Here is a 12,596-nt window from a genome sequence, read left to right as displayed (position 1 = left end):
TATCCTCGTGCTTCCTCTAAAGTCTCGCGAACGCCTAGGCGGGCTGCTCGATCTTGCTGATTTCGAACGGAACCGGCTGCTGGGCCTGGTGCGGGTGCTCCGGACCTGCGTACACCTTGAGCTTCTTGCCCATCTGGCGGCCGAGGGAGCCCTTGGGGAGCATGCCCTTGACGGCCTTCTCGATGGCCCGCTCGGGGTTCTTCTCCAGCAGTTCGGCGTAGCCGACGGAACGCAGACCGCCGGGGTAGCCGGAGTGCCGGTAGGCGCGCTTCTGCTCCAGCTTCTTGCCGGTCAGGGCGACCTTGTCGGCGTTCACGACGATCACGAAGTCGCCGGTGTCGATGTGGGGGGCGTAGTACGGCTTGTGCTTGCCCCGAAGGAGCGAGGCAACCTGGCTCGCCATACGCCCGAGCACGAGATCGGTAGCGTCGACAACGTGCCACTGACGCTGGACATCGTTTGGTTTGGGGCTGTATGTGCGCACGATCGTTTGCCTTCGCTCTTCAGTCGACTGCCCCACCCCGCTTCTTCGGGATGGCGGACTCGTGTTACGAAACACACCCGCGGGTGCGGGGCGTTTGGCCGGACATCCCGTGCCACTGTGTCAGGAACGTCCGGGGTGAGTGCGCAGACGATGGTGCGTGGATCGGCACCCGACCTCACAGGTTCGGGGCCCACGGCAACTCAACGCACAACAACGGAGTATCCTACCGTCTCACCACAGCGCAGGTCAAAGCCAGCGGCGGGGTAGAACCGGCAGGACCACGCTCGGCGGAGACAGCGCCGGCACGGGGTCACGTCCGTGACCTCTCCGCCTTTTATTATGCCCGTTGCGGAGAGTGCTTCGTCCCCCTCCGGCCCCGGCTTTGGCTACGCTTGCACGGAAAGGCCGGTCTCCGCCCGGAATGTCGGGTGCCGACGAGATGCCCGTCACCCCGGCGAGCCGGCGGCACGCATCACGGCACGGGCTGGTCCAGTCCCATCCCCACAGCCTTCGGAGACTCCCATCAGTACCCATCCGAATCCGCCCCAGTACGGTCCCGACGGGCCGGAGGCCGGTGACGGCCAGGACCTGCTCGGGCCGGCATCCCGCACCGCTCCCCCGGCGGGACCGCAGCCGGGCCGCCCCCTTCCTCCGCAGAGCTTCCCCACCGGGGGACACGCCGCTCCCACGGGGGGGTACCCCACCTCGGGTGTCCCCGGCAGCGGACCCCAGCAGCCCTACGGTGTCCCCGGTGGACCTCAGCAGCCGCCCCAGGCCCCCGGCGCGCCGCCCTACGCCGCCCCCACCGGCGGACACCCCGCCCCCGCAGGGGGGTATTCCGCCCCCGGTGTCCCCGGCAGCGGACCCCAGCAGCCGCCGCTGCCCGGCGGCCCCCACCAGCCCCCCGGCACACCGCCCTACGCCGTCCCGAGTGGACCCCAGCAGCCGCCCCAGGCCAGTGGCGCACCGCCCTACGGTGTCCCCGGTGGACCTCAGCAGCCGCCCCAGGCCCCCGGCGCGCCGCCCTACGGCACCCCCACCGGCGGACACCCCGCCCCCACAGGGGGGTATCCCGCCCCCGGCATCCCGAGTGGACCCCAGCAACCGCCGCTGCCCGGCGGCCCCCACCAGCCCCCCGGCACACCGCCCTACGCCACCCCCACCGGCGGGCACCCCGCCCCCGGCGCCCCCCAGCAGGGCGCTCCCCTCGGGTCGGCCCCGGGCGTCCCGCCCGGCGCGCTCCCCCCGGCATCCCCCGGCCTGCAGGGCCACCAGGCTCCGTCGGCGCCGCAGCCCGCCTTCCCACCGGAGGCCATGGGTTCCACCCAGCGCATCGACGCCGTTCCCTCGGACACGGAGGGCCCCACCCAGTACATCGCCCCCGTCACCACCTACGGCGCGAAGGCGGAACGCCCGCTGTTCCGGGACGAGGTCCCCGAGGACGCGGGTGAGGACACCGCCCAGTTCGACGTCCGGTCGGTGCAGGACTACGACGACTACGACGGCCGCGGGAACCGGGGCCGCTACAACGACGGATCCGCCGAGGGCCGCCGCAAGGCCCTCATGGTCGGCGGCTTCGCCCTGCTGCTCGTCCTCGTGGGCGGCGGCACCTTCTTCGCCGCCACCCAGAGCGGCGGCGGTGCCACCGCGGCCACGGTCGCCGACGAGAAGGAGGACCCCGGCGCCCTGGCCGCCGCGGTCCTGTTCCCCGAGACCCTGGAGATCGAGGGGGCCTCCTACACCCGCGTCGCGGTCGAGGAGACCGAGGACTGCACTGCCGGCGCCCACGGCGACTACGGCCAGGTCCTCGCCGACAACAACTGCCGCCAGCTGGTGCGGGCCTCCTACCTCAGCGAGGACGAGTCCCTCGCCGTCACCGTCGGTGTGGCCGCCATGTCCACCGACACCGACGCCGCCGCGGCGCTGGAGGCCCAGGACCTCGGCGGGTCGCAGTGGTTCGCGGGCCTGGCCGGCGAGGAGGGCAGCCCGGCAGAGCGCCTCGGCCACGCGGGCGGCCACGGCAGCAGCGGCCAGTGGGGCCGCTACCTCGTCTTCTCCCTGGCCACCAACAGCGACGGCAGCCAGGAGGACTCCGGAGACTCGGCCGAGGAGCTGAGCGCCGTCGGCGAGGGCTTCCTCGGTGAGGCCCACACCCGCCTGAGCGAGGACCGCGCCTAGGCCCTCTCGGCCAGGCACCGGGAGCCCCGCACCCGCGGCCCCACGCGATCCCGCGTACCGGGGCCGCGGGTGCGGGGCCCCGGCGCCCGCGGCCGCCCCGTCAGGCGCCGTGTCCGGGGCAGGGCAGTTCACGGACGCGCCGGGTGGCCCGGGCCCGCTCCGCCAGCTCCTCGTCGGCCGGGTAGCGGACCTCCTCCAGGCTCAGCCCCTGGGGGCCCACCACGTGGACCGACGAGTCCCGCACAGCCGCGTTGAGAACACGCGCGGGCCACTCCGTCCCGCGGCGGCCGTCCCCGACCGCCAGAAGCGCCCCCACGAGCGCGCGGACCATGTTGTGGCAGAAGGCGTCCGCCTGGATCGTCCCGTGCAGCAGGTGTTCGTCCACCCGCTCCCACTCCAGGCGCAGCACCTCCCGGATCGTCGTGGCCCCCTCCCGCTTCTTGCAGAAGGCCGCGAAGTCGTGCTCTCCGACCAGGTGGGCGGCGGCCGCGTTCATCCGGTCCGCGTCGAGCGGACTGCGGTGCCACAGCACGTCCCTGCGCAGCAGCGGGTCCACACCGTAGGGGGCATCGCTGACCCGGTACAGGTAGCGGCGGAACAGCGGGGAGAAGCGCGCGTCGAAGCCGGGCGGCGCGAGCCGCGCGTCCGTCACCCGCACGTCCCTGGGCAGCACCCCCGCCAGCCGCCGGAGCACCCGCTCCCCCTCGTTCTCCCACGTGGCCGCGGGGATGTCGGCCTGCACCACCTGGCCCCGCGCGTGCACCCCGGCGTCCGTGCGCCCCGCACAGGTCAGCGACACCGCGGGCAGCCGCAGTACCCGCGCGAGCGCGGCCTCCAGCTCTCCCTGCACGGTGCGCCGCCCCGGCTGGGCGGCCCATCCGGAGAAGTCCGTCCCGTCGTAGGCGACGTCCATCCGGATCCGGACCTGCTCCGCTGTCGTCTCGTCGTTCATCGCGTCCGTCCCAGTCTCAGCCACCGGTGCCTCCGCCTCGGAAAACACGAGTGCCCGACCCCCTCGGGGATCGGGCACTCGCCGGGCGGACGGGCGCGCCGGGCCGTACCCGTGCGCGCCGCGCACCGTCCTACTTGTCGTCGGCCTTGGGCTCGCCCTCGGCCTGGGAGGTCTCCTCCGCCTGAGCGGTCTGCTCGGAGGTGGTGCCCTCCGCCGGCTGCTCGCCGGCCTCGGCGGCCGGGGTCTCCTCGGCCTTGGCCTCCTGCGGCGCGGCGGGGGCGGCCGGGGCGGCCTCGGTGCGGGACGCCGGCAGCGCCTCGACCAGCTCGATGACCGCCATGGGGGCGTTGTCGCCCTTGCGCGGACCCAGCTTGGTGATACGGGTGTAGCCACCGGGGCGGTTCTCGTAGCGCGGGCCGATCTCGGTGAACAGCTCGTGCACGACGGCCTTGTCCGTGATCTTGGTCAGGACCTGGCGGCGAGCGTGCAGGTCACCGCGCTTGCCGAGGGTGATCAGCTTCTCCGCGTAGGGGCGCAGGCGCTTGGCCTTGGCCTCCGTGGTGCGGATGCGGCCGTGCTGGAACAGCGAGGTCGCCAGGTTCGCCAGCATGAGCCGCTCGTGAGCGGGCCCGGAACCCAGACGGGCGCCCTTGGTAGGCGTGGGCATGGTGTCGTTCTCCTAGTGGTGCGGTCCACGGCCGCACTCGGCCGGGGACCATGGGGCGACGAAGGTCAGTACTGCTCCGTCTCGACGAAGGACTCACCCTCGTCGTCATCGGAGCCGAAGGAGTCGGCCGCGGTGCCGGGGTCGAATCCGGGCGGGGAGTCCTTCAGGGACAGGCCCATGTCGACGAGCTTCTGCTTGACCTCGTCGATGGACTTGGCACCGAAGTTGCGGATGTCCAGCAGGTCCTGCTCCGAGCGGGCAACCAGCTCACCGACGCTGTGGATGCCCTCGCGCTTGAGGCAGTTGTAGGACCGGACCGTGAGGTTGAGGTCCTCGATCGGCAGCGCCAGATCGGCCGCCAGGGCGGCGTCCGTCGGCGACGGGCCCATGTCGATGCCCTCGGCGTCGACGTTGAGCTCGCGGGCCAGACCGAACAGCTCCACCAGCGTCTTGCCCGCGCTGGCCACGGCGTCACGGGGACGGATGGCCGGCTTGGTCTCGATGTCGACGATCAGGCGGTCGAAGTCGGTGCGCTGCTCGACACGGGTCGCCTCGACCTTGTAGGTCACCCGCAGGACCGGCGAGTAGATGGAGTCGATCGGGATCCGGCCGATCTCCTGGCCCGCCTGCTTGTTCTGCGTCGCGGAGACGTAGCCCCGGCCGCGCTCGACCGTCAGCTCCATCTCCAGCTTGCCCTTGCCGTTGAGCGTGGCGATGTGCAGGTCGGGGTTGTGCACCTCGACACCGGCCGGCGGAGCGATGTCCGCGGCGGTCACCACACCCGGGCCCTGCTTGCGCAGGTACATCAGCACCGGCTCGTCGTGCTCGGAGCTGACGACCAGGCCCTTGAGGTTGAGGATCATCTCGGTGACGTCCTCCTTCACCCCGGGCACGGTGGTGAACTCGTGCTCGACGCCCTCGATGCGGATGCTGGTGACAGCCGCACCGGGGATGGAGGACAGCAGGGTCCGCCGCAGCGAGTTGCCGATGGTGTAGCCGAAGCCCGGCTCCAGCGGCTCGATGACGAACTTCGAGCGCAGGTCCGAGATGGCTTCCTCGGTCAGCGTGGGACGCTGTGCGATCAGCATGGTCCTGTTTTTCCCTTCCACATGGCCGCCCGCTATTTGACGGCCACCGGACGGGCACCGGCTCGGTCGCGCGGTACCCGTTGAACTCGGATTCCTACCCGGCCCGCGCGGTCCCGACGACGCGGGACCGGCGCGGATTCAAGCGCGGCGGGCGTCCGCGGGGCAGGAGCCGCGGACGCCTCGGCCGGGATCAGACCCGGCGGCGCTTGGGCGGACGGCAGCCGTTGTGCGGCACCGGGGTGACGTCCTGGATGGAGCCGACCTCCAGCCCGGTCGCCTGCAGCGAGCGGATGGCGGTCTCGCGGCCCGAACCCGGACCCTTCACGAAGACGTCCACCTTGCGGACGCCGTGCTCCTGGGCGCGGCGGGCAGCGGCCTCGGCGGCCATCTGCGCGGCGTAGGGGGTCGACTTGCGCGAACCCTTGAAGCCCACCTGACCGGAGCTGGCCCACGAGATCACCGCACCGGTGGGGTCGGTGATGCTCACGATCGTGTTGTTGAACGTGCTCTTGATGTGAGCATGTCCGTGGACAATGTTCTTCTTTTCCTTGCGGCGCACCTTGCGCGCGGCACCCTGACGGCCCTTAGGCGGCATGAGCGAAACTCCCAGAGATCATCGGTCCGTTGTGTTCTCGGACGCGGTCGACAAGTCCGAGCGGACTACTTCTTACCGGCCTTCTTCTTACCGGCCACGGTCTTCTTCTTGCCCTTGCGGGTGCGCGCGTTGGTCTGGGTGCGCTGACCGCGGACCGGGAGGCCCCGGCGGTGGCGGATGCCCTGGTAGCTGCCGATCTCCATCTTGCGACGGATGTCGGCCGCGACCTCGCGGCGCAGGTCGCCCTCGACCTGGTAGTTCGCGCTGATCCACTCGCGCAGCTTGACCAGGTCCTCCTCGGACAGCTGGTACACGCGGGTGTTGCCGTCGACACCGGTGTTCTTCAGGGTCTCGAGCGCACGGGTGCGCCCGACCCCGAAGATGTAGGTCAGAGCGATCTCCACCCGCTTGTCGCGGGGAAGGTCGACGCCTTCGATACGTGCCATGTGGGCGAAACTCCATCCATGCCTGCGGAGGTCTGACCCGTTCCACCCTCCCGTCGCCCCATCAGACGAGGCCCCGGCCTCCGACCGGGGGTTCTCCCCGGGGCGCGCCGCTGTGCGGCGTGCTCTCCGGAGATCGGAACAGGTTTGTCGTTGTGTTGTGCTTCCCGGGCGGCGGGGACATCCCCGGCCGGGCGCTGTGCGGCAGAAGCCGCGGCCGGCGTACCGGGGCTGTCAGCCCTGGCGCTGCTTGTGCCGCGGGTCCGAGCAAATGACCATGATCCGGCCGTTGCGGCGGATCACCTTGCACTTCGCGCAGATCTTCTTGACGCTCGGCTGGACCTTCATGGTTACTCCGAACTCGGATCCGATCCGGACGCTGGGGTCCGGACGGGCTACTTGTAGCGGTAAACGATGCGCCCGCGCGTGAGGTCGTACGGGCTCAGCTCCACGACGACGCGGTCGTCGGGGAGAATGCGGATGTAGTTCATCCGCATCTTGCCGCTGATGTGGGCAAGGACCTGGTGCCCGTTGTCGAGCTCTACCTTGAACATAGCGTTGGGTAGGGACTCGACAACGGAGCCCTCGATCTCGATGGCGCCGTCTTTCTTGGCCATGTCCTCCACGCCTCGCTCATCGATTGGTTGATCAGGACAACCCGACGCGACCCCAGTGCCTCCGCATGGCGCGAGGACCCCGGCGACCCGGGGAGACCCGGTCGCCACGGCCGAGGACACTGGTAGTTCAGGCCAACTGCAGGAGCGTACGTCACTGAAAGGACGTGGCAGAGAAGGCAGACTGACCCAACAGCCCGCGTATGGGCAATGACATTCTATCCCCTTGGCACAACTGGTACTCACCGCGGACCTCGCGTCCTGCGGAAAGAGCCCGGGAACGCTCAGTTCCCCCTGCCGTCCTCGTCGGAGGAACCGCGCTGGGCCGCCATGACCCCGAAGGTCACGACCCCCATCACGATCCCCCAGGGCCCCATGACCCAGAGGAACCACGGGTAGTCGTAGCTGGTGGTGAGGAAGAGGATCAGCCAGATGACGAAGCAGAGGACGTTGACCCCCGCGTAGAGCATCCACGGAACCATCAGCGCGGGGTCGCGCATCGTGAGCGGGGGCGCCCCCGCGTGCTCGTCCCGCCTCTGCGCGGCCCCGCCGACCTCGGCGAGGTCCCGCGCGGGAAGGTCGCGCGTGACCTCCGCCAGGTCACCGACGGTCTTGGCCTTGTAGGCACGGCCGAGGCGCTCGGAGAACTCCTCCTGGTCCAGGCGGCCCTGGGCGAAGTGCTCCTGCAGCAGCTGGGCGACGCGGTCCCGGTCCGCGTCGGAGGTCCGGGTGGACGGTACCGGCTCGGACACTGCACGCACCTCGCATCCCGTGGATGAACGCGGCCCCGGACGGAGCCGGGGCCCGACCGCTACCAGGCCGGCTGGACGAAACCCATCTGTGCAATTCTATCCCGGTCGGACTCCCGTGCGGTGAGCACGAGAGGCCCGTCCGCGGTGATCGCCACGGAGTGCTCGAAGTGCGCGGCCTTCTTGCCGTCCCGTGTGACGACGGTCCAGCCGTCGTCGAGCTGCGCGACGTCGTGGCGGCCCAGCGTGGTCATCGGCTCGATGGCCAGGCACATGCCCTCCACGAGCCTCATGCCCTTGCCCTTGCGGCCGTAGTTGAGCACGTGCGGCTCCATGTGCATCTGGGTGCCGATGCCGTGCCCGCCGTACTCGCGGACGTTGCCGTAACCGCCGTTCCTGGAGATGTGGCCGCCGATCGCGTGACCGACGTCACCCAGGCGTCTGCCCGGGCGGAGCTCCGCGATGCCCTGCCACATGGACTCCTCGCAGACCTCCATCATGCGCAGGTCCTCGGGGCGGGCCTCACCGACGGCGACGGTGATCGCCGAGTCGCCGTGCCAGCCCTCCAGGATCGCGCCGCAGTCGATGGAGATGATGTCGCCCTCGGCCAGCACGCGCTCCGCGCTGGGGATCCCGTGGACGACCTCCTCGTTGACGGAGGCGCAGATGGAACCGGGAAAGCCGTGGTAGCCCTTGAACGAGGGCACCGCGCCCGCGTCCCGGATGACCTTCTCCGCCAACGCGTCGAGCTCGAGGGTGGACACCCCGGGCCGCACCGCGGCCCGGAGGGTGTCCAGGGCGCGGGCCACGACCTGGCCCGCCGCCCTCATCCTGGCGATCTGCTCCGGCGTCTTGATCTCCACACCGGAATCCGACCTGGTCACCATCAGCTGCCCGACCGCTTCCCCGCGATGGCGGCCTCGGCGCGGGCCGTCACCTCGGCGACGGGACCCGTGGCCGAGATGGTGGCCAGCAGACCCTCGCGCTCGTAGAACTCCACCAGCGGAGCGGTCTGCTCCCGGTAGACGTCCAGGCGGTGGCGGACGGTCTCCTCGCGGTCGTCCTCGCGCTGGTACAGCCGGGTGCCGTCCTCGTCGCAGACGCCCTCGGTCTTCGGGGCGTCGTAGTCGACGTGGTAGACCCGACCGCACTCGGGGCACGAGCGGCGGCCCGAGAGCCGCTTGACGACCTCCTCCTCGTCGACCCTCAGCTCGAGGACGACGTCGAGGCCCGTGTCGAGCTCGTCGAGCATCCCTTTGAGGGTCTCGGCCTGGGCGACGTTGCGGGGGAACCCGTCCAGCAGGAAGCCTTTGGCCGCATCGCCCTGGGCGAGGCGGTCCTTGACCATGGCGTTGGTGACCTCGTCGGGGACGAGGTCGCCGCGGTCCATGTACTCCTTTGCCTTCTTGCCGAGTTCCGTACCGCCGCTGACGTTCGCCCGGAAGATGTCACCGGTGGACACCTTGGGGATCGACAGCTCGGACGCGAGGATCTGGGCCTGGGTGCCTTTGCCGGCCCCAGGCGGCCCCACCAATACAGCGCGCATTTATCGCAGAAAACCTTCGTAGTTCCTCTGCTGGAGGTGACTCTCGATCTGCTTCACCGTGTCCAGCCCGACACCGACCATGATCAGGATGCTCGTTCCACCGAACGGGAAGTTCGCGTTGGCGCCGGTGGCACCGAGAGCGACCATCGGCAGGAGAGCGATCACACCCAGGTACAGGGAACCGGGGGTCGTCAGCCGGGTGAGCACGTGGTCCAGGTACTCGGCGGTCGGACGCCCCGGTCGGATACCCGGGATGAAACCACCGTACTTCTTCATGTTGTCGGCGACCTCAGTGGGGTTGAAGGTAATCGCCACGTAGAAGAAGGTGAAACCGACGATCATCACGAAGAAGGTCGCCATGTACACGGGGTGGGTGCCCGTGAGGAAGTACCTGGTGATGAATTCCACCACGGCGTTGTCGGAGTCCTGCCCGAGGAGGCCCACCACGAGGGTGGGGAGGTAGAGCAGGGAGGAGGCGAAGATCACGGGGATGATACCCGCCTGGTTCACCTTGAGGGGGATGTAGGTCGAGCTCCCCCCGTACATCCTCCGGCCCACCATCCGCTTGGCGTACTGCACCGGGATGCGGCGCTGAGCCTGCTCCATGAACACCACGGCGGTGATCAGGGCCAGGCCGGCGATGACGATGATGGTGAAGATCCAGACGGAGCGCTCCTCGTAGAGGCCCATGATCGAGGCGGGGAACATCGCGACGACCTGGGTGAAGATCAGCAGCGACATGCCGTTGCCGACCCCGCGCTCGGTGATGAGCTCACCGAACCACATGATGATGCAGGTGCCGGCGGTCATGACGAAGACCATCGTCACCAGGGTGAGGATGTCCTGGTTGGGCATGTAGGTGCTGACCGGGACGGCCCCTTGGAACAGGGCACCGGTCCGGGCCATGGCGACGATGCTGGTGGCCTGGAGGACCGCGAGCATCAGCGTCAGGTAGCGGGTGTACTGGGTGATCTTGGTCTGCCCGGCCTGGCCCTCCTTCTTGAGGGCCTCCAGACGGGGGATCACCACTGTCAGCAGGTTGATGATGATGCTCGCGGTGATGTAGGGCATCACACCGAGCGCGAACACCGCCAGTTGAAGCAGTGCACCGCCGCTGAACAGGTTGACGAGTGCGTACACACCGGACTGGTCGCTCGCGGTGATGTACTCCATCTGCTCCCGGATGGCAGCGGAGTTGATACCCGGAGCGGGGATCACCGAGCCCAGACGGAACAGCGTCAGGATGAACAGTGTGAACAGCAGCTTGTTACGCAGGTCGGGCGTGCGGAATGCACGAACGAACGCACCTAGCACGTCTCCTCCTGCGCGGCTTCGGCGGCGGAACGGATTCCAGACATCGCGGCCGATCCTGAATCGTCGTAAACGGTCAGCCCCGGGTGGTGGCCCGGTGCTCTGAAGTACTCACATTACGTCAAGTGGCGTACTCAAACAGATGGCACTGTAACAGCCATCACGTTCGTATTGAGTTCGTGAGTCATAACGATCATCACTCACAACGCAGAGGGGCGCCCGCCGACGGGTCCGTTGAGGACCGGCCGGGCGGACGCCCCTGTGCGCACATGCGGGGGAAATCCCCTACAGCTCGGTGACGGTGCCACCGGCGGCGGCGATCTTCTCCTTGGCCGAGGAGGAGAACGCGTTCGCGCTCACCTGCACGGCGACGGAGATCTCACCGGTGCCCAGGACCTTGACGAGCTCGTTCTTGCGAACGGCTCCCTTGGCCACCAGGCTCTCGACGGTGACCTCGCCACCCTCGGGGTAGAGCTCGCTCAGCTTGTCCAGGTTGACGACCTGGTAGGTCTTCTTGAACCTGGCGTTGCTGAAGCCCTTGAGCTTGGGCACCCGGCGGATGAGCGGCATCTGGCCGCCCTCGAAGCCGGGGCGGACGGTGTTACGAGCCTTCGTGCCCTTGGTGCCGCGACCAGCGGTCTTGCCCTTGGACGCCTCGCCGCGGCCCTTGCGGGTCTTGGCCTTGTTGGAGCCCGGGGCGGGACGCAGGTGGTGCAGCTTGAGCAGCTCGTCGGGGTTGTAGTCGCTCATTCTGCGACCTCCTCGACAGTGACGAGGTGCGAGACGACGGTGATCTGCCCGCGCACCTCGGGGCGGTCCTCACGGACGGTGGACTTGCCGATGCGGCCCAGGCCCAGCGACTGCAGAGCAGCGCGCTGCTTGGCCTTGCCACCGATCTTGGATCCGGTCTGCGTGATCTTGAGCTTGGCCATGGTCAGGCTCCTGCCTTCGCCTCGGCGCGGGCGCGGAGCATGGCGGCCGGGGCGACGTCCTCGATCGGCAGGCCACGGCGGGCAGCGATCTCCTCGGGCTGGTTGAGGCCCTTGAGCGCGGCGACGGTGGCGTGCACGATGTTCAGCGGGTTGGACGAGCCGAGCGACTTGCTCAGCACGTCGGCGATGCCGGCGCACTCCAGCACGGCGCGCACGGGACCGCCGGCGATGACACCGGTACCCGGGGCGGCCGGACGGAGCAGGACGACACCGGCAGCGGCCTCGCCCTGGACCCGGTGCGTGATCGTGCCCTGGACGCGGGGAACGCGGAAGAAGTTCTTCTTCGCCTCCTCGACACCCTTGGCGATCGCGGCCGGGACCTCCTTGGCCTTGCCGTAACCGACACCGACCATGCCGTTGCCGTCACCGACGACGACCAGGGCGGTGAAGGAGAAGCGACGGCCGCCCTTGACGACCTTCGCGACCCGGTTGATGGTCACGACCTTCTCGATGTAGGAGACACCCTTGTCTGCGGCGCCGCCGCGGCGATCGTCACGGCGATCACGCCGCTCGCCACCGGCGCCGCGCCGCGGAGCTGCAGCCATCAGTGGTTCCTCTTCTCGTGGTTGATCTTGGCCGTTACAGAGGTCATTGCGCTAGAACTCCAGCCCGCCCTCGCGCGCCGCGTCGGCGAGCTTGGCGATACGGCCGGCGTACTGGTTGCCGCCGCGGTCGAAGACGACAGCGGTGACACCGGCGGCCTTGGCGCGCTCAGCGATGAGCTGGCCCACCTTGACGGACTTGTCGGACTTGGTGCCCTCGAGGGCACGCAGGTCCGCCTCGACGCTGGAGGCGGCAGCCAGGGTGTGGCCCCTGGTGTCGTCGATGACCTGGGCGACGATGTGCTTGGAGGAGCGGAACACGGCCAGGCGCGGACGCTCGGCGGTGCCGACGACCTTCCTGCGGACGCGGAAGTGGCGGCGCGCACGCGCGGTGGCGCTCTTGGCGGTCCGCTTGCGGCTCACGGTGATGCCCAT

At 69.5% G+C, this 12,596-nt stretch carries 17 protein-coding genes; 1 reads left to right on the top strand and 16 read right to left on the bottom strand.

Translation table 11 applies throughout. The features are described from left to right. Nucleotides 1-34: 34 nt before the first annotated feature. Nucleotides 35-484: a 50S ribosomal protein L13 gene (rplM, locus tag FHS13_RS14850; RefSeq protein WP_184292477.1), complete on the bottom strand. Its 450-nt coding sequence runs from the start codon at nucleotides 482-484 to the stop codon at nucleotides 35-37. 1,314 nt (nucleotides 485-1,798) lie between these two features. On the opposite strand from rplM, the gene FHS13_RS14845 reads away from it, so the two are divergent. Continuing rightward, on the top strand, nucleotides 1,799-2,662 hold the full coding sequence (locus tag FHS13_RS14845) for a hypothetical protein (RefSeq protein ID WP_184292476.1): 864 nt from the start codon (nucleotides 1,799-1,801) through the stop codon (nucleotides 2,660-2,662). Nucleotides 2,663-2,762: 100 nt separating this feature from the next. Here the strand turns inward: FHS13_RS14845 and truA are convergent, their stop codons facing one another. From truA to rplR, 15 genes are all read right to left on the bottom strand, one after another. After that, nucleotides 2,763-3,614, bottom strand: a complete 852-nt coding sequence (gene truA / locus FHS13_RS14840) for a tRNA pseudouridine(38-40) synthase TruA (RefSeq protein WP_184292547.1) — start codon at nucleotides 3,612-3,614, stop codon at nucleotides 2,763-2,765. A gap of 130 nt (nucleotides 3,615-3,744) precedes the next feature. Continuing rightward, the gene (rplQ, locus tag FHS13_RS14835) at nucleotides 3,745-4,281 is read right to left on the bottom strand and encodes a 50S ribosomal protein L17 (protein WP_184292475.1); all 537 of its coding nucleotides are present in this window, start codon (nucleotides 4,279-4,281) and stop codon (nucleotides 3,745-3,747) included. Nucleotides 4,282-4,346: 65 nt separating this feature from the next. After that, nucleotides 4,347-5,369 carry a DNA-directed RNA polymerase subunit alpha gene (locus FHS13_RS14830; protein WP_184292474.1) on the bottom strand — a complete coding sequence of 341 codons (1,023 nt, stop codon included), beginning with the start codon at nucleotides 5,367-5,369 and terminating at the stop codon, nucleotides 4,347-4,349. Between the two features lie 190 nt (nucleotides 5,370-5,559). Then, a complete protein-coding gene (gene rpsK / locus FHS13_RS14825; RefSeq protein WP_013156138.1) occupies nucleotides 5,560-5,964 on the bottom strand; it encodes a 30S ribosomal protein S11 in 405 nt (134 codons plus the stop codon). 65 nt (nucleotides 5,965-6,029) lie between these two features. Then, on the bottom strand, nucleotides 6,030-6,410 hold the full coding sequence (gene rpsM / locus FHS13_RS14820) for a 30S ribosomal protein S13 (protein ID WP_184292473.1): 381 nt from the start codon (nucleotides 6,408-6,410) through the stop codon (nucleotides 6,030-6,032). A gap of 231 nt (nucleotides 6,411-6,641) precedes the next feature. Continuing rightward, nucleotides 6,642-6,755 carry a 50S ribosomal protein L36 gene (rpmJ, locus tag FHS13_RS14815; RefSeq protein ID WP_184292472.1) on the bottom strand — a complete coding sequence of 38 codons (114 nt, stop codon included), beginning with the start codon at nucleotides 6,753-6,755 and terminating at the stop codon, nucleotides 6,642-6,644. Nucleotides 6,756-6,802: 47 nt separating this feature from the next. Next, complete coding sequence (gene infA / locus FHS13_RS14810) at nucleotides 6,803-7,024, bottom strand: translation initiation factor IF-1 (RefSeq protein WP_013156135.1); 222 nt, start codon at nucleotides 7,022-7,024, stop codon at nucleotides 6,803-6,805. Nucleotides 7,025-7,305: 281 nt separating this feature from the next. Beyond that, nucleotides 7,306-7,773, bottom strand: coding sequence for a DUF1707 domain-containing protein (locus FHS13_RS14805; protein ID WP_184292471.1), 468 nt, complete (start codon nucleotides 7,771-7,773; stop codon nucleotides 7,306-7,308). Nucleotides 7,774-7,832: 59 nt separating this feature from the next. Then, nucleotides 7,833-8,657, bottom strand: coding sequence for a type I methionyl aminopeptidase (map, locus tag FHS13_RS14800; RefSeq protein ID WP_184292470.1), 825 nt, complete (start codon nucleotides 8,655-8,657; stop codon nucleotides 7,833-7,835). Beyond that, entirely contained in the window at nucleotides 8,657-9,316 is a 660-nt protein-coding gene (locus tag FHS13_RS14795; protein WP_184292469.1) for an adenylate kinase, read from the bottom strand. Before FHS13_RS14795 ends, map begins: the two co-directional genes overlap by 1 nt. Beyond that, complete coding sequence (gene secY, locus FHS13_RS14790; protein WP_184292468.1) at nucleotides 9,317-10,630, bottom strand: preprotein translocase subunit SecY; 1,314 nt, start codon at nucleotides 10,628-10,630, stop codon at nucleotides 9,317-9,319. Nucleotides 10,631-10,912: 282 nt separating this feature from the next. After that, entirely contained in the window at nucleotides 10,913-11,377 is a 465-nt protein-coding gene (gene rplO / locus FHS13_RS14785) for a 50S ribosomal protein L15 (protein WP_184292467.1), read from the bottom strand. Then, a complete protein-coding gene (rpmD, locus tag FHS13_RS14780) occupies nucleotides 11,374-11,559 on the bottom strand; it encodes a 50S ribosomal protein L30 (protein WP_184292466.1) in 186 nt (61 codons plus the stop codon). The genes rplO and rpmD overlap by 4 nt, the downstream gene beginning before the upstream one ends. A 2-nt stretch (nucleotides 11,560-11,561) precedes the next feature. Beyond that, on the bottom strand, nucleotides 11,562-12,164 hold the full coding sequence (rpsE, locus tag FHS13_RS14775; protein WP_184292465.1) for a 30S ribosomal protein S5: 603 nt from the start codon (nucleotides 12,162-12,164) through the stop codon (nucleotides 11,562-11,564). 51 nt (nucleotides 12,165-12,215) lie between these two features. Further along, nucleotides 12,216-12,596, bottom strand: a complete 381-nt coding sequence (rplR, locus tag FHS13_RS14770; protein ID WP_184292464.1) for a 50S ribosomal protein L18 — start codon at nucleotides 12,594-12,596, stop codon at nucleotides 12,216-12,218.

This window comes from Nocardiopsis algeriensis (assembly GCF_014203695.1).
GTDB lineage: Bacteria > Actinomycetota > Actinomycetes > Streptosporangiales > Streptosporangiaceae > Nocardiopsis > Nocardiopsis algeriensis.
This window is presented reverse-complemented; position numbering and strand designations above follow the sequence as displayed.